Raw genomic sequence first — 19,043 nt, forward strand, 5'->3', positions numbered from 1 at the left:
ACACGGCAGGTTCAGTCGAACAATCGGGAGGACCAACTCGTGTTGTAGACAAACAGTTGTCATTCATTTATATATAATTATCGTTCATGTGAAATTCGCAATATCTTGTTTTTAGCCTGTCTCTGCCTGTCTAACCCCTGATTTGGGGCATCGTCTATCAACTGAGAGTGTCCACAACGTCGTAGATTATCGAATCCGGACAGAGTGTTTTGCACCACGCACGCAATTCACTAGCTTGACAAACCTTTTATTTAGACCCGTCTAACTTACTATTATGAAGGCCCAAAATATATCGGGTAATCACCGTGACACTCAACACTGGACGCTGTCGAGTCGCTCCTCGACGGGAATCGAGTCGAGTGTTCACGGGACTGCCGTGAGGTGTCACTCGTGCCATCGTTAGACTACGCACGGGCCAAGGAACTCTCCGAACGACTGGAGACCCAGTTGGTCGACTCACTGGACACCGATTTCAAAGTCAGCCGACGCTCAGTTCTCGGTGGCCTCGGACTCGCTGGGAGTGCGGCACTCGCCGGTGTTGGCCGAGCAGATGGCGACTCCCATAGCGCGGGGTCACACGGCGACAGCACACACGGAAAGTTCGGTGCTGTCGGCGAGTACGAAGACACGGATTTCGACCCACACGAGTTTCTCTCTCAGTTCAACACGGGTCGGGGTGAACAGGAGAACGTCCCGCAGGACGTCTACGAAGAGGACGGACGGACGGTTCGAGAGTTCGAACTGACGGCCGTCGACACCACGGTGACCATCGCACCGGGCATCGAGTTCCCGGCGTGGGCGTACAACGGGCAGGTTCCCGGGCCGACGCTCCGGGCGGTGGAAGGTGACCTCGTCCGGGTGAAGTTCACGAACCTCGGCCGCCACGCGCACACCATCCACCCACACCTGCGGAACCTCAACCCCAACATGGACGGCACCCCGACCAACGGGCCGGGCGTCCTCGAGACGGGCGAATCGTTCACCTACGAGTGGATTGCCCAACCCGCGGGCACGCACTTCTATCACTGCCACTCGCTCCCGCTGAAAGAGCACATCCACCGCGGACTCTACGGCGCAATCATCGTCGACCCGGACCCAGAACGCGTCGCAGAGCGCCCCGAAGAGTACTGCGAGTTCCACCGGTCACAGATAACCGACGAACTCCGCGCGGAACTCGTCGCGGAAGCCAAGAGTCGGAACCACGAGTCCCCCGAGAACGACGCCGTCAACGAGATGGTGATGGTGATGAACGGATTCGACACCAACTTCGACGGCGACAACGAGGTGTACGCCGTCAACACGCGAGCGTTCGCCTACGGAGTCGGTCAGACCGACGGGCAGGGCAACTGGCAGGCCGGCGAGACGAAGCGACCCATCCAGTTGGACAAGAACCAACGACATCGGGTCTACCTCGTCAACGCCATCGAGTTCGACCTCATCAACTCGTTCCACACCCACTCGCAGTTCTTCGACTACTACGACCACGGGACGACGCTCAGGCCGACGTCGAAGACTGTCGATACGATCATGCAGTGTCAGGCACAGCGCGGTATCATCGAACTGGACTACTCCAACCACGACCCGGGCCTGTACATGTTCCACGCCCACCAGTCGGAGTTCGCCGAACTTGGTTGGATGAGCTTCTTCGAGGTGGTCTAAATGAGTAAACCAACAGACGGCGGGACGAACGTGAACCAGACCGAACACCCACTGGGACTTCCCCGATGGGTGGCCGCACTCCTCCCACTCGTCCTCCTCGGACTCATCGCGGGTGGGTTCTTTGCAGCGACCCCACTCGCGTCTCTCGACACGGGTGGCGAACCACTCCCCGACCTGACGATAACGCACACGACGCTTCCGAGCGACGAAACCGTCGTCGTCCACGTCACGAACAACGGTCCCGACGAGGTGACCATCTCGCAGGTGCTCGTCGCGGACGCGTACTGGGACTTCGAGGTGACGGGCGCGGGCGGTGACAACACGCTCGCTCCCCGCGAGACGGCACAGGTGGTCGTTCCGTACCACTGGAACCCGGGGTGGGACCTCGACGTCGCGTTGATGCTCTCCGACGGGAGCACGGTCCACCACACTATCGTCGCGCCGAGTGAGTCACCCGGATTGACGACGGACCTGCTGGTGACGATGGTCGTCATCGGCCTCTTCGTCGGCGTCATCCCCGTGGCGCTCGGGATGCTGTGGTTCCCGTTCCTGCAGACGATGAGCGACAGGTGGTTACACGCGATTCTCGCCTTCTCGGCGGGTATCCTCGCCTTCCTCGCCGTCGACGCAGGCTTCGAGGCGTTCGAACTCGGTGAACAGGTCCCCGGTGCGTTCGAAGGGCCCGCACTCGTCGTCCTCGGTATCCTCGGTGCACTGCTCACGGTACAAGCGGTCAGTGCGTGGCGCGAGGGCCGTGCAGCGGCAGGTGACGCACGCGCTCAGAGCGGCCTCTGGGTCGCCTATCTCGTTGCACTCGGTATCGGCCTGCACAACCTCGCAGAGGGGCTCGCTATCGGGAGTTCGTTCGCACTCGGGCGCGTCTCGCTCGGCGCGTTCCTCGTCATCGGGTTCATGTTACACAACGTGACCGAAGGCCCGGCAGTCGTCGCCCCCGTCGCTCGCGGCGAACGCCCGAGTATCTGGCACTTCTTTGCCCTCGGTGTCATCGCCGGTGCACCGGTCATCCTCGGTGGCTGGCTCGGTAGTCTGGCCTTCTCACCGACGCTCGGCGCGCTCTTCCTCGCCGTCGGCGTGGGTGCGATTCTGCAGGTCATCTGGGAACTGCGCGGGATGGTCAGTCGCAACGGACGGGTCGGGTCGGCGTTGAACCTCGTGACGTTCCTCGTTGGTCTCGTCGTGATGTACGTCACCGACCTCTTCGTCGCACTCTAATCCCCACGGCCTCTCCCACACGGTATGAACCGACGACAACTCCTCCGACTCGGCGGCGTGACGGCCCTCGCCACGCTCTCTGCGGGGTGTTCGTCCGCCGGTGGGTCCGGTGGGACGAGACGCGTCTCGATGAACGACAGCTTCGAGTTCGACCCGAAGCGCGTCACCGTCAGCGCCGGCACGACGGTCCGGTGGGTCAACGACAGCAGCGTCGGCCACACAGTGACGGCGTACGAAGACGAGATACCCGCCGACGCCGCGTACTTCGCGAGCGGCGGATTCGACACGGAACGTGCTGCCCGGAACGACGTGACCGGCGGGTTGTTCGGTCCCGGAGAGACGTACGACCACACCTTCGAGGTGCCCGGTACCTACGAGTACTACTGCATCCCCCACGAGAGTTCGGAGATGGTCGGTACTGTGGTCGTCGAATAACGCTGTTTTCCTGGTCTTCCCGACGCGCTTCGAGCGTCGTCAGTCGCCGACCGAACGGCGATAGCCGAGTGCGTTGAGGAGACGGTGAATCGGTTGGGTGAGACCGGCCGAACGACACCGCCGATACAGTCGTTTCCGGACAGATGCGTTCATGATAGTCGCGTATCGGTGGGGATACGACGTCTTGAGTTCGTGTTCGAGGGTGGCGTCGAAGGCCGTTCGAGGGACTGATGGATGACACATCCGCATCGCGGGGTCGAACCGACAGGTGCCGTCGGCGTCGCGTTCCATCCGCCATCCGAACTCGACGTCTTCGCGCCACTCTGAAAACTCGCTTTTGAACCCACCTACGGCGAGTGCGTCCGCTCGACGCACCGCGAGATTACACCCGACGTAGTGGCGAGGAACGTCGCTTCGACAGCCACCGTAGACTGGTCCTTCGAGGCAGACGAGGTCCGGGTCGTTCGCGAACGCTCGATGGATAGTCGCCAACCACTCCGGCGGTGGCGCAGTATCGTCGTCAGTGAGCGCGACGACGTCCGCTGCGGCCGATTCGAGACCACGGTTCCGGGCGGCCGACCGGTCGAGTGAGGCGTCGTCGACGACGAGAACTTCGTACGGGTCGGTGAACGTCTGCGACCGCAAGTGTTCGACGGTGCGACTGTGGTCGTGCGCAGGAACCGATGGGATGACCACCGAGAGAACCGGGTTCGGTGCGACGACTGCGTGTTCGACAGTCATCGGTGACGAACGAGACGGTCACTCCGTCGTCGCGTCCGGCCCCCAGACGAACAGGGCGATGCCGGCACCCACGAGGAGTAAGAACAGTGGAATGCCGAGGAACGCGACGACGCTGACGCGCTCGCGGCCGACGAGTTGGCTGACGACCGGACTCGCCCAGAACCGAAGCGTGAGGAGCGAGACGACACCGACGACGACGAGTGTGACGCCGAGTGTGGACGAGTTTACTCGTCCCGTATCTACTTTGTGCAATGTTCTCACCTACCAAGATATCGGCGTGCTCCTGTAATAATTCTACTCGGGCGACAGACAGTCGTTCGCCGTCGTCTCCTGCAGACGTATCAGTTTCAGACAGATACAGTCTGCACCGAATAACAGATATACGCGTTCGGATGCTACTTTTTCACATGGAGGGGGAGTCACTCTACACACTTACAGTGGTGTTCTCACTCGTGAGTGGGACCGCTGCTGCCATACTGTCGCTCCTCATGTGGGAGTCACTTCATCGCTCACCGTTCGGACGGGCCATCTTCGCCCTCTCGTTCGTGATGGGTGTGTTCACGTTCTATCACGTGTTCATCCTCGTGTTCCCGACACAACCGGTGCTCGTCCAGTTGTTCAAGAGTCTGGTCTTCACCGGTGTGGCGGTGTTCATCTGGATGATGGTCCTGAGCCAACACCGACTTCGAACCGTCGCCGTGGAGGGGACTGACCAATGATAGACGGCGCACTCCATCTCTACAACCTCTCGATGGGACTGGTCTCACTCGCCGGACTCGCCTACCTCGTGTACGCGCAACTGCCCGCCGTCGGCTACCGGCGGTCAATCCAGTTCATCGTCGGCGGGTTCCTCCTCTTTTCGGTCGGTGGACCGCTGGCTGACCTGTTCCGCCCCGACGTGGCCCACTTCGTCCACGGACTCGCAGCGATGCTCGTCGTGTTCGGCCTGTACGTCCAGGTTCACCGTGACGTAACCGAACGAGCGTGGGCCGAACTCCTGTTTCGTGACCCCGATAAGCTTCGGCAACCGGACGAGTGGATGGTCCCGATGGACGACGAGATACTCGAGGTGTTCCGGTCGTCGGACCTCGTCCTCACACCGTCCATCGTCGCCCACAACATCGGTCGGAGCAGGGGCGAGGTGAACCGTCGATTGACCGAACTCACCGACCACGGACTCGTCGAGCGCGTCGGCCGTGGGAAGTATCAAATCACGAGATTTGGTGAGGAGTACCTCCAGGGTGTCAGTCGTGCCGACGAGTCGGCAATCGACAGACAGCAGGCTAACCTCACCATTCGGTGAGGTGCCTGTTCTGACTGGTTCTGCCAGTCTCACTAATTGCGAAGCTGTGGTAGGTGTTCTATACTTTTCCCACGCCATTTGTTACCCTCTACCATGGCACGTGGGTGGTTCGGTGCGTAAGACTCGATACGGGAGGCGTCGGTTCCTCGAACTCTGCGGGGCCACCAGTGCGCTGGGGGTGGCAGCACTCTCAGGGTGTGCGATGACGGCCGGGAGCACCGACGCGTCGATGTCCTACGTGATGGGCCGAGAGGGATTGCAGATGACCAAGGGTGCGCCAGCGGATGGGTCGTACCCCGCATCGCCCAGTCAGATAGAGATGGAGATGCCGAGCGGAGAGCACATGGAGATGGAGGCGGTGACGGTCAGCACGATTGCACCGACAGACGACTCGGACAACTACCACTTCATGCCGCACGTCGTCTGGGTCGAACCCGGACAGCGAGTGTTCTGGGAACACTACAACGAAGCGGGGTTCTCCGAGCGCCGGACGCACACCGTCACGTCGTTCGGTGCGGACGGTCTGTTCACGAGTCTCATCCCGGAGGGTGCTCCCCACTTCGATTCGGGGTATCGAGCAGGAACACACGGCAGTGGTGACCCGACTATCGACGAACGGTTCAACCGGAAGATGGTCGGCCTCGTCGGTCAAGAGGGAGGATTCGGCGTCCAGTTCCAACAGAAGGGCGTCTACGTCTACTACTGCCAGAACCACCACATGTTCAAGATGGCCGGGGCCGTCGTCGTCGGGGAAATCTGGGGCGAAGACGGGACGATGGGAGAAGACCCGGTCGGGTGGGACCCGGCGATGACGGCCGACCTCTCACGCCTCGTAGAACAGGACCCACTCCACGGCGAAGCTCTGATGCATCAGGTCGAAGAACTCCGTGGATTCGTCCACGCTGGCCGCGCAGGCGGCCACGGCATGGAGGGCGGTGAGATGGGCGGCGACGAGATGGAGGATGAACACGATGAATGACGCGACGCGCTGCGACGCGTCTCGGCGGGAGGTGACTGTACGATGAGTCTCGAACGAACGACAGAACACGGTGGTGGGCACGAACAGGGACACGACGGACACGGTTTCACAGGGTGGCGATACTGGCTCTACACGACGGACCACAAGGTCATCGGCATCATCTACCTGTGGCACGCCTTGTTCGCGCTGGCACTGGGCGGACTCGCGGCGCTGGTCTTCCGGTTGGACCTCGCAGTCGCACCGGAACCGGTGTATCTCAGCCTGCTCGGCTACAACTCACTCATCAGTGTCCACGGACTCACGATGATTTTCTTCGTCATCCTGCCACTGCAGGGTGCGTTCTTCAACTACATGCTCCCGCTGTTCTTGGGCGTCGACGAGATGGCGTGGCCGCGAATGAACGCGCTCGGTGCGTGGGGTATCTCTGCAGGCCTCATCATCCTCTATACGCCCTTCGTCACGAACCTCCTCGGCCTCTCGGGCGTTCCGACCGCCGCAGGGTGGTTCCAGTACCCTCCGCTGAACACGATGATGAACTCGTTCGGGCAGGACGCTGGCATCGTCGGCGTCGGCATCCTCGCGATTACCTCGACGGGGAGTGCGGCCAACTTCTTCGTGACCATCCTGAACGAACGCGACCCGAAGCTGGGGTGGTTCGACCTGCCGCCGTTCGTCTGGTTCACGATGTTCGCCAACATCCTCGCGCTCTACTCCATCCCGTGGGTGCTCGACGCCTGGGGGATGGTCTGGTTGGAGCGCAACCTCGCGATGAGTTTCTTCAACGCCCGAGCGGGTGGCGACCCGCTTCTCTACCAGTGGATTTTCTGGACGTTCGGCCACCCAGAGGTGTACGTCCTCGTCTTACCGGGGATGGGTATCGCGGCGGAAGTCATCTCGCGATTCTCCGAACGCCCGCTCTACGGCTACAAACCGCTCATCGCGTCGATGGCGCTCATCACCGTCGCCTCTGTCGGTGTCTGGGCGCACCACATGTACGCGACCGGTCTCGCGGCCAGTCGGTACGCCTTCATGGTGTTCTCGATGGCTATCTTCCTCGGGTTCGGCGTCTACATCTACTCGATGATAGCCACGATGTGGAAGGGGCGACTCCACCTGACGACGCCGATGCTGTTCTCGATATCTGTCGTCATCGGACTCCTCTACTCGGGGATGGACGGCGCGTTCTTCGGTCAACCCGCCACCGACATCCAGTTCCACTCGACGTACTTCGTCGTCGGGCACTTCCACTTCACCATCGTCACGGTCGGACTGTTCGGCCTGCTCGCTGGCGTCTACTACTGGTTCCCCCGGATGACCGGCCGGATGTACGACACGCGACTCGCGAAGTTCCACGCCTTTACGACCATCGTCGGCATGTTCGGTCTGTTCTTCATGATGGGACTGCTCGGTGATGGGAGTGCCCCGGGGTCGGACGGCGTCATGATGATGCGTCGGTACGCGACGTACACCTACGCGCCACAGCTTCAGTTGGGTCACATCCTCGCGACTGGGTTCGCCCTGTTCGCCGGCGTCGGCCAACTGGCGTTCTTCGCGAACTTGCTGTGGAGTCTGCGTAACGGCGACGAAGTGGACGACCCGTGGGACGACCTGTTTTCGGGTCACAACATGCCGTCGCCCGAGTGGGACGGCTTTCCCTACTGGCCGCCGACTCCGAGTTCGGTTCGCCGACACGAACCCGAATCCGGTGGTGTGGCACACGACGGCGGGACTGCCGACGAAACAGGGGGTGACGACTGATGGCGACTGACGACGCCTCCGCGACCGGATTCGACGAACGCGGTGACAGAGTCGAATCGCTGCTGTGGGGTTCGGTGTTCCTCTTCACGTTCTTGCTGTTCGTCTACGAGTTCGGCTTCGGCCTTCTCGAACCGGAAGAAGAGGGTCTCTTCCCCCTCTCGACGATTATCGACTTCAAGCAGACGATGTTCCTCGCCGCACTCGTCGGCGGGGGTCTGTTCGTCGCGCTCGTCGTCTGGGCGGTGTATCGTCACTCGGTCGGCGTCCGCGACGCCGCGGCACCGATGGTCCCCGGACAGGGCCGACTGACGCTGTCGGTGTTCGTGCTCGCCGTCCTCGTCATCATGTCGACGACCATCTTCGTCGGCGCGTCGACGCTCGCACAGACTGACGAGGCGACGCCCGCCGACGCCGCGGCACAGACCGGTGCGACACAGCAACTCCACATGGACGTCGTAGCGTCGCAGTGGTTCTGGCGTTTCGACGTCGATGGGATTCCACACTCACAGGGTGAACAGGTCGTGCTTCCAGCGGAGACGCTCATCGTCTTCGATACGACGTCTGCCGACGTCATCCATAGTTTCGCGATTAAAGAACTCGGCATCACCAAAGACGCCATCCCGGCGCAGTCGAATCGGGCGTGGTTCTACGTCGGTGAGGTCCACGGTGAGACGACCATCCGGGCCGGCGACCAGACCATCCCCGCAGACCGGTACGAGGTCCGCTGTGCCGAACTCTGTGGAAAAGCCCACTCGGAGATGATTGCGTCCGTGTACGTCGTCTCGCCGGCGGACTACGAGACGTGGGCGCAGGCGCAAGGTGGAGAGGCGGCGTTCGAACCGACGGGCGTCGGCGGCGACGAACACAGTGAGGGCGAGATGGGTGACGACGAACACGACGGCGGAGAGATGGGTGACGGCGGCGAGATGGACGGCGACGAACACACCGAAGAAGAGAGCGGCGGACACGACGAGCGTATCGCCGCCGAACCGGCGGCCGTCTACAACGTGAGGTGAGTACGATGGGAGAATCAGAATCAAACGTCGGTGAACCGATTCGGAGAGGAGAGGGAGCAGAGGGGTTCCCCCACGGGAGTAAGTACCCGTTCGTCGTCGGAGTTGGCTTGCTCCTCGTCGGGTGGGGACTGTTGTGGCCACTGGCCCTCGTCGCGGGCGTTCCCGTGATGATATACGGCCTCTGGGGCTGGACGCGAGAGTACGCTATCGAAGAGTTCGAGACGGGTGTCGTCCCCGAACAGAAGCGGCAGTTGCTCGGCATCGAGACGGGCCTCCTCGGGATGTACGTGCTCATCGTCAGCGAAATCCTCGTGTTCATGGGCTTTTTCGTCGCGTGGTTCTACCTCGACGCGACGCGCGGACCGTTCCCGCCTGCGGGGTATCCCGCCGTGACGCTCTGGCTCGGGGCGGCGATGGCCGCTACGATGCTCGTCGGGAGTGCGGCACTCAACTGGGGACGGCGACGAGTCGAGGCCGGTGACCGAAGCGGTGTCGTTCGAGGCTTCTCGGTTGGGATTCTCGCAGGTGCCGCGTTCTTCGTGCTCCTCGGAATCGAGTACACTCGGCTCATGGCAGCGGACCTGTTCTGGAGTACCGGCCCGTACGGCGCGGCGTACTACGCGCTCACCGGCCTCCACGCTGCCCACCTCGCGGCGGGCGTGGTGTTAGTCGGCATCGTCGTCTACCGCGCCCGGGTTCGGAACCACTTCAGCGAGGACCGGAACCTCATGGTTCGGACCGTCGAGGCGTACTGGCACTTCCTGACCGCCGTGTCGCTCGCCATCCTGACGTTCGTCTACTTCGGGACGTGATGGCCATGGTTGGAACACTCTCTCGTCGGGTTGCCTCGCTCGGTGTCGTCGAACTACTCACGGCGACGACGATTGGCGTGTATCTCCTCGTCGTCGTCGGTGTGTCCACTGCCTTCCTCGACGGTGCGACGGCCTGTTCGACGTGGCCGCTCTGTAGTGACGAGTTGCTCCTGTCGCTCGACGACCCCCTCCCATACGCCGTCGCGTGGGGACACCGCGTCGTCGCGCTCGTCGTCGGCCTCCTGCTCTTCGGAACGGCCGTCCGCGCGTGGGCGTCGCGACAGACGACGCCGACTCGGGTCCGAACCGCGCTCACTGTCGGAGCGGCCCTCTACCCGGTACAGGTCGCAATCGGTGCGCTCACCGCCGTCTCCGGTGCCCCGACCAGCATCTCGTCGGTTCACCTCGTCGTGGCGATGACGATATTCTCGGCCCTGCTGCTCGCGCTCTTGTGGCAACTCGAAGTCGAGACACCCGTCGAGGAGTCGGCGGCGGCGTCGAGACCAGTGGCCGACCAGCACCCGCATCACGGTTCGGCGGTGTCGACGGCGACTCCCACTGACGACACGCTGTCTCTCGACGCACAGGCCGACGCCATCGACACGCAGGCGTCGCTCGGGTTCGCGGACCTGGTTCGAGCGTACGTCTCCCTGACGAAACCCAAACTCTGGTGGTTACTCTGTCTCGTCGCGCTCGCTTCGATGGGCATCGCAGGTGGTCGGACGCTCGACCCGTGGACCGTCGTCGCGACACTCGTCGGTGGTGTCCTGGCTATCGGCGCGAGTGGAACGTTCAACAACGTCCTCGAACGCGACGTCGACCGGCGAATGGCCCGCACCAACGACCGTCCACTCGTCGAGGGGCGCATCCCGGTTCGTAACGCCGTCAACTTCGGTTTCGTGCTCACCTTCGCGTCCGTGGTGGTCTTCGTCACCTTCGTGAACGTGCTCGCGGCGGCACTCGGCGCGTTGGCCATCGTGTTCTACACCGTCGTCTACACGCTGCTCCTGAAGCCGCACACGACCCACAATATCGTCCTCGGCGGTGCGGTGGGCGCGTTCCCTGCACTCATCGGGTGGGCGGCGGTGACGAACACTGTCGGGATGCCCGCAATCGTCCTCGGTGTCGTCATCTTCCTCTGGACGCCTGCACACTTCTACAATCTCGCGATGGCGTACCGAGACGACTACGAGCGGGCGGGGTTCCCGATGCTGCCCGTCGTTCGCGGCGAGTCGGTCACACGGCGACACATCATGCTCTACCTCGGAGCGACGATGCTCGCGGCAATCGCACTCGGGTCACACCAACGCCTCGACGTCGTCTACGCCGTGACAGTGGCCGCTGTCGGTGGCGTCTTCGTCTGGGCAGTGGTCGGTCTCTTCCGTGAACGAACCGAGCGTGCGGCGTTCCGCGCGTTCCACACGTCGAACGCGTACCTCGGAAGTCTCCTCGTCGCAGTCGTCGTCGATACACTCCTCTTATGACCCGCACTGCGTCGTCCGAGGAGGTGGTATCCGCCGTCGTCCCACGAAACGCCGTCGTCTGGGTGGTGGTCCTCGTGTTCGAAGCGATAGCCCTCGTCGGCTATTTCTCCGCGACGAGTGCGACGATGACCCAGTTTCGGTACGTCGTCTACCCGTTCGTCTGGATAAACGCCGGCCTCTGGGCGATACTCCGAACGACGCCCGCGCCGCAGAACCGTCGCCATCGACTCCTCGGCGTCCTCGTCGCAGTCGGTTACTTCCTCGTGGTGATGGGCGTCCCCGGAAACGTCGGACTGGGTGGACTCGCCACCGGAACCGACCTCCGAATCGCGTGGTACGCACCGGGATGGGGTCCACTGCTCGCGTTCGACAGTTCGTGGATACGCCTCTATCTCGTCCCGTTCGAAGTCGTCGGCTACGCCTCGCTCGCGTATCTGGTGTACGCGAACGTCCTCGCCGTGGCGCGAGGCACGATTGCGAGCGTCCTCGGTATCGCAACCTGTGTCGGGTGTACGGTACCGATACTCGCGCCCGCAGTTGGCCTCCTCGGGGGGCCTGCGACGGCGCTCACGACGACGGCCTACCAGTGGTCCTACGACGTCGGAACCGTGCTCTTTCTCGTAACGCTTGGCCTCCTGCACGTGAGTCACCGCAGGTCACGGCCGTGAAGTCGACCAGCGCGGACCGCCGTTCGCGACTGTGGGCACACCTCCGACGGCGAGGCCCGATGGCGCTCCTCGCCGGACTCTCCGGTCTGGCCGGGTCGTTCGCCGTCGCCGGACTCACCCGAAACTTCGTCGCCACCCCCGTCAACTTGTGGCTGGTGAAGGCCACTCCCGGTATCGTCGTCACCGCTTCGATTCAGCTACTCGGGACGCTCGGCGAGACGCTCGCGTTCGTTCTCTCTCTCGGATTGGCTGTGGGTCTCCTCGCGGCGGTGGCACTGGTCGGCGACGCACTCGGAACGCGTGTCGGCGGCACGCCCGGTGCAGTGTTCGGGACGTACTTCGCCGGGTGGGCAGTCACCACGCTTCTCGTCGGTGCTCCGTTTTTCGCCCTCGGTGCCGCAGTCCCGATGGCCGCCGCCGTCGGTCTCTGGCGGTACGCCCCGCACTCCAAATCACCGGACCGTGAACGCCGGCGAATCGTCGTCGCAACCGCAGGCTTTCTCGGATATCTTGGCCTCTCGGCGTTCGTCGGACTCCGCCTCGTCCGCCCCGAGACATCGGTGGTGACGGCGCTCCCTGCGGTAGAGCGAGACGTCATCGACAGTCGTCTGGCCGACGCCCGCGCTCGGTCACTCGACGTCGACGAACTGGGTGGACTCGTCACGCCCGTCGAGCAGTTCTACGAAATCGACATCGACGCCGTCAATCCCAATCTGAACGCGTCGAAGTGGGACCTCCGTCTCACCGGTGCGGTCGAACGCGAACTGACGGTCACCTACGGTGACCTCACTGACGTGACTCCCGAACATCGGTTCGTCACGCTTCGGTGCGTCGGTGAACCGCTGAACGGCCAGTTGATGGACAACGCGCTCTGGACGGGCGTCCCCGTCTCGACGTTCGTCGAGCAAGCCAGACCGACTGCGGAGGCGACGCACGTGATGCTCAGAGCGGCGGATGGCTACTTCGAAGAGTTCCCCATCGAAGCGTTCGAAGACGGTTTTCTCGCGTACGCGATGAACGGCCAACTCCTCCCTCGGAAGCACGGATTCCCCCTTCGGGCGTTGATTCCCGGCCACTGGGGCGAAATCAACGTCAAGTGGCTCACGGAAATCGAATTCCTCGGCGGGCCACGGGAGGGGTACTGGGAGAAGCGCGGGTGGCACGGTACTGGACCGGTATCGACGGTGGCGAAACTCCACGTCGTCAATCACCTCCCCGATGGGTCGATTCAGGTTGGCGGCCACGCCTACGCCGGCGTCCGCGGTGTGCAGACTGTCGAGGTGTCAACCGACGGCGGTGAGACGTGGACCGAGGCGCGACTCTCCGACCCACTCCCCGGCGACGACGTGTGGCGACAGTGGGTCTACGAGTACCAAGCGTCTTCTCCACACGAGGTGGTGGTCCGCGCCGTCGATGGGAACGGAACGGTGCAGACGGCAGTCGAGTCACCGCCGTTTCCGATGGGTGCGACTGGGTGGGTCCGGCGACGTATCGAACCGAGAGGGTGAACTGACACAGTCGCAGGCGGTGTTTTCGTCCACGTTCGTCTCGTCGTCTCGCACCCACCGTCTCTGAAGTGCGCTACTTCCCGTCGACTCGATGTGATTGGTTGCTGTGTCCTTTCAACTGATGAATCTTCGAATACACGGCACCGAGACCCCGCAAGAGTGGTCCGTCACGAAAGTGCGGTTCGACGCGCCCGGCCCGAATCGCGTCGACGACTGCTTCGGGCGTGAACGAGTCGATATCCAACCGGGTGGAGATACGACCGACTTCGAACGGGAAGTGAGCGTCACTGCCACCGACGACCGGAATCCCTCGGTCGTTGGCAATCGTTTCGATTCGACGCCTGTGTTCTGGGTGTTTCCCGTTGACCTCGATAGCGTCGAAACTGGCATCGCTCTCCCGGAGTGTGCTGTTCCGGAACGGGTGTGCGATAATCGCGGCACAGTCGTGTTCGTGTGCGAGGTCGACCGCGTCGGTCGGCGTGAGTTCTCCGCGACGCGTTCGCGTCGGGGGAGTTGGACCGACGACGAGGAGATGTCCCTGAGTTGTGGATATCTCGATACCCGGAAGGCAGTTCGGACTGATGAGCGTCTCCGCCTCGAAGTAGTCGTGGTTCGTGACCGCGATACCGTCCAGTCCTCTGCGTCGGGCGACGCCGAGTGTGAGACGTGTGCCAATCGGGTCGTACGCCGCGGCAACCTCCGGTTCGAAGTGAAAGAATCTACTGTGCGTGTGGAGGTCACAATCGAACATAGATACCCGTCACAGACGAACGGTATAAATCGGTTGACGCCCGTTGTCGACGGGCCATGCTGCCGGCATTCCTTTCCCCCTGTGGGGTGAGTTCCGGACAGTGACCTCAAGGACACCGATACTCGTCCGGAACCCGAACAGTGGCGACGGGCAGCGGTCGAAGCGGGCCAAAGAAATCGCCCTCAAGCGCGGTTACGAAGTCCTCGACAGCGAGGGTGGCAGTCACACGACCGAACTTGCGAGCGCCGCAGCAGAGCGGTCGGATACGGTCGTTGCCTGTGGGGGCGATGGCACGCTAAACAAGACAGTCCAGGGGGTACTCACGTCGGACCGTCTCGATGAGGTTTCGCTGGGGGTCATCCCAGCGGGGACGGGAAACGACTTTGCGGACAACATTGGGATTCGCGGCGTCGAGAACGCGTTCGATGTCATCGAAAACGGGAGAGAGCGACGGTTAGACGTCGGCATGGCGAACGGCCGTCCGTTCCTCAACTCCTGCGTCAGTGGATTGACGAGCGAGTCGAGCGCACGGACCTCGCGAGCACTCAAACGGCGACTTGGTGTGCTGGCGTACGTGCTCACGACACTCTCGGTCGCTCGTACTTTCGAGGCACCCGAACTCGACGTCTCTGTGGGCCCCGACCGAGAACCGGTCTGGTCGGGTGACGCGCTGATGGTACTCGTCGGCAACGGCCGGCGGTTCCCCGGTGAACGAATGAAGCAGGCGAACATGGAAGACGGCCTGATGAACGTCGTCATCATCAGGGACGCCCCGACGCTGAATTACCTCTCGAAGGGTGCCGCGGACCGATTACTCCGGCGCGGAGCGAGTCATCTCACCCGAGTCAAGACGTCACATCTCCACGTCACGCTCACCGACGAGCAGGCCCAGTTCAGTCTCGACGGTGAGATGATGGAGACGGCAGAACTCACCGCCGACAGTCGGCCGGGCTTGATGCGGTTCTTTGTCGGACCCGACTACGACCCGAACCCCCCCGAGTGGTCACAGACGACACCGAAGTAACCCCCAAAAACAGTCTCACGAGCATCGGCTTCCGTGACCCTATTTAGGAACAATGCGGCAGTCGAATCCGACTCAGACCGCTGTCGCCGGACGACCAAGCCGCGTCAACGTCCCGACACAGACACCCGCGACGACGACGTGCATCGCCATCAGGACGAGGACGCCCGGAATCGTCGCCTGTGGGTCGCCGAACAGTAGGCCGATGTCCGGGATGAACGAGACGACTAAGACGGCGACTGCGACGCGGAGGAAGGTCCGGTCTGGGTTCTCGACCCGAGTCGACAGGAGTCCGTAGACGAGTGTCGCACCCGCCGCGCCCGCCCCTGAGAGAAACAGCACCGACGGGTACGAAAGTGGTGCGAACGGCTGAACTGCGCCGCTCGCGAGGACGAGCGATAAGACGAGGCCGTTGGCGAGGACGGAGAGGACGACGGCGAGGAGTCCCCGACGAGCGAGTACCGAGCGTGTCGGCCTGACGGTGGGTGTGACTGTTGACATATCCGTATGAATTACGGTACCACACAGCATGAATCTGTGCCGTCCGAAAAAACGTGTGAAACGAGCCCGTCAGATGGCGGTGTCTCCGCTCAGTCTTGCGTCAGCAGACGACGCAGGACGTAGTGGAGGATACCGCCGTTTTCGACGTACTTCACCGCCGCTGGCGTGCCGACCTGTGCGGTCACGTCGAACTCGACTTCCGTCCCGTCGTCTTTCGTGGCGACGACGGTGAGTTCGTCGTTGACTTCGAGGCCATCGTCGAGGCCGTGGATAGAGAAGTACTCGGTTCCGTCGAGGCCGAGTGACTCCCACGAGTCGCCGTCTTCGAACTGAAGCGGCAGGACGCCCATGCCGACGAGGTTGTCGCGGTAGATGCGCTCGTAACTCTCTGCGATGGTCGCGCGGACGCCGAGGAGGTCCGTCCCCTTGGCCGCCCAGTCACGACTCGACCCGGTACCGAACTCGACGCCCGAGAGGACGACGAGCGGGGTTCCCTCTTCGCGGTAGCGCCCGCTCGCTTCGAAGACAGTCGTCTCCTCGCCAGTCGGGTGGTGGATGGTGTAACCACCCTCCACGTCGTCGAGCATCTGGTTCTCGATGCGGACGTTGGCGAACGTTCCGCGCATCATCACCTCGTGGTTCCCACGACGAGAGCCATAGGTGTTGAAGTCGATGGGGTCGACGCCGTGGTCCATGAGCCACTGGCCTGCCGGTAGGTCGGGACCGAACGGCCCGGCGGGACTGATGTGGTCCGTCGTCACGGTGTCGCCGAGCGTCATGAGACAGCGGGCGTCTTCGATGTCGGAGACGCCGGGTTCCTCCAGCGGGAAGTCCTTGAAGAACGGCGGTTCACGAATGTAGGTGGACTCGTCGTCCCACTCGTAGACGTCGCCGGTCGGCGCTTCCAGTGCTTCCCAGCGCTCGTCGCCTTCGAAGACCTGTGCGTACTTCTCGCGGAACATCGACGGGTCGACACTGTCGTGAATCGTCTGCTGGATTTCGTTCGTGTCCGGCCAGATGTCCGCGAGGTAGACCGGTTCGCCCTCGTCGTCGGTGCCGAGTGGCTCGTTTTCGAGGTCGATATCCATCCGCCCGGCGAGGCCGTAGGCGACGACGAGTGGCGGACTCGCGAGGTAGTTGGCGCGAATCTTCGGGTGGATGCGCGCCTCGAAGTTGCGGTTGCCACTGAGGACGCTCGTCGTCCACAGGTTGTGTTCGTCGATGGCGTTCTCGATGGCTTCGGGAAGCGGGCCGGCGTTGCCGATACAGGTCGTACACCCGTACCCGACGACGCTGTAACCGAGGTCCTCCAGATACGGGAGGAGTTCGGCTTTCTTCAGATACTCCGTGACGACTCGACTCCCCGGCGCGAGACTCGTCTTGACGTACTCGGGAACGTCGAGGCCCTTCTCGACTGCGTTGCGTGCGAGGAGGCCCGCCGCGAGCATCACTGACGGGTTCGACGTGTTGGTACAACTCGTGATAGCGCTGACGACGACGCTTCCGTGGCCGATTTCGGCCTCGGTGCCGTCGTCCATCTCGACGGTGACGCGCTTGGTCAGCGGGTTCAGGTCGGCGTCGACCTGTGCGGCGGCAGCGCCCCCGTCACCGGCGAGTTCGGGGTCGCCTCCACCCTCGCCCAACCACTGCTGGAGTTCGTACTCGTCGTAGTCGTCGAGTTGCTCTTCGAACTCGCCGTGGACGAGTCCGCGGAAGTGCGTCTTCATGTCGCCCATCGGGACGCGGTCCTGCGGGCGCTTGGGACCGGCGAGGCTCGGTTCGACAGCAGAGAGGTCGACGTCCACCGTCTCGGTGTACTCGGGGTGTTGCTCGCCGAACAGCCCCTGTGATTCGAGATACTCGCGGACGACTTCGATGTGGTCTGGGTCGCGGCCGGTGAGTTCGAGGTAGTCCAGCGTGGCCTCGTCCACCGGGAACATGCTGATGGTCGACCCCTGTTCGGGTGCCATGTTCGAGATGGTCGCCCGGTCTGGGACAGAGAGGTTCTCGACGCCGGGGCCGAAGAACTCGACGAACCGGTCGACGACGCCGACTTCGCGGAGTTGCTCGGTGACGTGGAGGACGAGGTCCGTCGCCGTCGCACCCTCGGGAAGTTCGCCTTCGAGTTTGACACCGACGACTTCGGGGAGTTTCATCGTAATCGGCTGGCCGAGCATCGCCGCTTCGGCCTCGATACCGCCGACACCCCACCCGACGACACCGATACCGCCAATCATCGGCGTGTGACTGTCGGTGCCGACGAGCGTGTCGGGCAAGAGCCACTGGTCGTCACGCCACTCTCTGTCGTGGACGACCTGTCCGAGGTGTTCGAGGTTCACCTGGTGGACGATACCGGTTCCCGGCGGGACCACCTGGAAGTTGTCGAACGCGTTCTGTGCCCACTTGAGCGCCTTGTACCGCTCGGAGTTGCGCTCGTACTCCAGTTCGACGTTCTTCTCGTAGGCGTCTTCGGTGCCGAAGAAGTCGACCTGTACACTGTGGTCGATGACGAGGTCACACGGCACCTCGGGTTCGACGACTTTCGGGTCTTCACCCGCTCGGTCTGCCGCAGACCGAAGTGCCGCGAGGTCCACCACGGCAGGCACGCCAGTCAGGTCCTGAAGCACGACGCGAGACGGGGTGAAGGGGACTTCGACGTTCGGGACGTCAGGTTCCCAAGACGCCGCATTTCGCACGTCTTCTTCGGTGATGATGTCACCGTCGACGTTTCTGAGAACTGATTCGAGGAGGATTCGGATACTCACCGGGAGCTTGTCGAGTTCGCAGAGACCCTGTTCTTCGAGGACGGTCAAGTCCGCCATCTTGTACGTGGTATCTCCGTGTTCGAATTCTCGGATTGCACCGAATGGATCGGAATCTACCATTGTCTTCCACTAGGAACTCATCGGCCTTGAATCGGTTACCTCAGAATCGGGGCAGTGTTTGGGGGAGAGAGCCGACACGTCTGGCACTTTTTCGGAATATTGCCACTGGTGGTATCAGTTTGGTATATAATTGCACGTAATTGATTCTTATTTGGCACACGAGCGATGAGCAACTGGTGAGGTACTTGCTCACATAGAACATACAACATACAACTGGTCGATAGGTGACTCACATCTATTCGATAGATGACTCACACTCGAAAGCTAGCGACGTGCTAGCGATTCACCT

18 protein-coding genes are annotated in these 19,043 nt (G+C 62.5%); 13 read left to right on the forward strand and 5 right to left on the reverse strand.

Features of this window, described 5'->3' with window-relative positions; all coding sequences use genetic code 11:
• Positions 1-390 precede the first annotated feature (390 nt).
• Genes ACK3R5_RS02090 through ACK3R5_RS02100 form a run of 3 tightly spaced genes read left to right on the forward strand, consistent with a single transcriptional unit; the run spans position 391 to position 3,327 of the window.
• Entirely contained in the window at positions 391-1,659 is a 1,269-nt protein-coding gene (locus ACK3R5_RS02090) for a multicopper oxidase domain-containing protein (protein ID WP_411965393.1), read from the forward strand.
• Positions 1,660-2,892 carry a ZIP family metal transporter gene (locus tag ACK3R5_RS02095; protein WP_411967902.1) on the forward strand — a complete coding sequence of 411 codons (1,233 nt, stop codon included), beginning with the start codon at positions 1,660-1,662 and terminating at the stop codon, positions 2,890-2,892.
• 24 nt (positions 2,893-2,916) lie between these two features.
• The gene (locus ACK3R5_RS02100) at positions 2,917-3,327 is read left to right on the forward strand and encodes a plastocyanin/azurin family copper-binding protein (protein WP_411967904.1); all 411 of its coding nucleotides are present in this window, start codon (positions 2,917-2,919) and stop codon (positions 3,325-3,327) included.
• A 39-nt stretch (positions 3,328-3,366) separates the two neighbouring features.
• Here the strand turns inward: ACK3R5_RS02100 and ACK3R5_RS02105 are convergent, their stop codons facing one another.
• Together ACK3R5_RS02105 and ACK3R5_RS02110 are read right to left on the reverse strand one after the other, a co-directional pair.
• Entirely contained in the window at positions 3,367-4,068 is a 702-nt protein-coding gene (locus ACK3R5_RS02105; RefSeq protein WP_411967906.1) for a glycosyltransferase family 2 protein, read from the reverse strand.
• A gap of 18 nt (positions 4,069-4,086) precedes the next feature.
• Positions 4,087-4,329 (reverse strand): hypothetical protein, encoded by a 243-nt coding sequence (locus ACK3R5_RS02110; RefSeq protein WP_411965397.1) that lies wholly within the window; start codon positions 4,327-4,329, stop codon positions 4,087-4,089.
• A gap of 146 nt (positions 4,330-4,475) precedes the next feature.
• On the opposite strand from ACK3R5_RS02110, the gene ACK3R5_RS02115 reads away from it, so the two are divergent.
• The 9 genes from ACK3R5_RS02115 to ACK3R5_RS02155 all read left to right on the forward strand — a co-directional run bounded on the left by ACK3R5_RS02115 (position 4,476) and on the right by ACK3R5_RS02155 (position 13,596).
• Positions 4,476-4,787, forward strand: a complete 312-nt coding sequence (locus ACK3R5_RS02115; protein WP_411965398.1) for a hypothetical protein — start codon at positions 4,476-4,478, stop codon at positions 4,785-4,787.
• On the forward strand, positions 4,784-5,371 hold the full coding sequence (locus ACK3R5_RS02120; RefSeq protein ID WP_411967907.1) for a helix-turn-helix domain-containing protein: 588 nt from the start codon (positions 4,784-4,786) through the stop codon (positions 5,369-5,371). The genes ACK3R5_RS02115 and ACK3R5_RS02120 overlap by 4 nt, the downstream gene beginning before the upstream one ends.
• Before the next feature lie 112 nt (positions 5,372-5,483).
• Positions 5,484-6,350 (forward strand): plastocyanin/azurin family copper-binding protein, encoded by an 867-nt coding sequence (locus ACK3R5_RS02125; protein WP_411967908.1) that lies wholly within the window; start codon positions 5,484-5,486, stop codon positions 6,348-6,350.
• A gap of 42 nt (positions 6,351-6,392) precedes the next feature.
• Complete coding sequence (locus ACK3R5_RS02130) at positions 6,393-8,108, forward strand: cbb3-type cytochrome c oxidase subunit I (RefSeq protein ID WP_411967909.1); 1,716 nt, start codon at positions 6,393-6,395, stop codon at positions 8,106-8,108.
• Positions 8,108-9,124 carry a hypothetical protein gene (locus ACK3R5_RS02135; protein ID WP_411967910.1) on the forward strand — a complete coding sequence of 339 codons (1,017 nt, stop codon included), beginning with the start codon at positions 8,108-8,110 and terminating at the stop codon, positions 9,122-9,124. Before ACK3R5_RS02130 ends, ACK3R5_RS02135 begins: the two co-directional genes overlap by 1 nt.
• A gap of 5 nt (positions 9,125-9,129) precedes the next feature.
• Entirely contained in the window at positions 9,130-9,936 is an 807-nt protein-coding gene (locus tag ACK3R5_RS02140) for a heme-copper oxidase subunit III (protein WP_411967911.1), read from the forward strand.
• The gene (locus ACK3R5_RS02145; protein WP_411967912.1) at positions 9,936-11,420 is read left to right on the forward strand and encodes a heme o synthase; all 1,485 of its coding nucleotides are present in this window, start codon (positions 9,936-9,938) and stop codon (positions 11,418-11,420) included. The genes ACK3R5_RS02140 and ACK3R5_RS02145 overlap by 1 nt, the downstream gene beginning before the upstream one ends.
• A 23-nt stretch (positions 11,421-11,443) precedes the next feature.
• Positions 11,444-12,088, forward strand: a complete 645-nt coding sequence (locus ACK3R5_RS02150; RefSeq protein ID WP_411967914.1) for a hypothetical protein — start codon at positions 11,444-11,446, stop codon at positions 12,086-12,088.
• Entirely contained in the window at positions 12,085-13,596 is a 1,512-nt protein-coding gene (locus ACK3R5_RS02155) for a molybdopterin-dependent oxidoreductase (protein ID WP_411967915.1), read from the forward strand. The genes ACK3R5_RS02150 and ACK3R5_RS02155 overlap by 4 nt, the downstream gene beginning before the upstream one ends.
• Before the next feature lie 73 nt (positions 13,597-13,669).
• Here ACK3R5_RS02155 and ACK3R5_RS02160 read toward each other — a convergent pair whose 3' ends face one another.
• Positions 13,670-14,347, reverse strand: coding sequence for a PHP domain-containing protein (locus ACK3R5_RS02160; RefSeq protein WP_411967916.1), 678 nt, complete (start codon positions 14,345-14,347; stop codon positions 13,670-13,672).
• A gap of 100 nt (positions 14,348-14,447) precedes the next feature.
• On the opposite strand from ACK3R5_RS02160, the gene ACK3R5_RS02165 reads away from it, so the two are divergent.
• Entirely contained in the window at positions 14,448-15,371 is a 924-nt protein-coding gene (locus ACK3R5_RS02165; RefSeq protein WP_411967917.1) for a diacylglycerol/lipid kinase family protein, read from the forward strand.
• Between the two features lie 72 nt (positions 15,372-15,443).
• Here ACK3R5_RS02165 and ACK3R5_RS02170 read toward each other — a convergent pair whose 3' ends face one another.
• Positions 15,444-15,869: a DUF6069 family protein gene (locus tag ACK3R5_RS02170; protein WP_411967918.1), complete on the reverse strand. Its 426-nt coding sequence runs from the start codon at positions 15,867-15,869 to the stop codon at positions 15,444-15,446.
• A gap of 89 nt (positions 15,870-15,958) precedes the next feature.
• Positions 15,959-18,754 carry an aconitate hydratase gene (locus ACK3R5_RS02175; protein WP_411967919.1) on the reverse strand — a complete coding sequence of 932 codons (2,796 nt, stop codon included), beginning with the start codon at positions 18,752-18,754 and terminating at the stop codon, positions 15,959-15,961.
• Between the last annotated feature and the right edge of the window lie 289 nt (positions 18,755-19,043).

Origin of the sequence: Haloferax sp. YSSS75, from assembly GCF_046764215.1 — an archaeon.
In the GTDB taxonomy this organism is placed as follows: Archaea; Halobacteriota; Halobacteria; order Halobacteriales; family Haloferacaceae; genus Haloferax.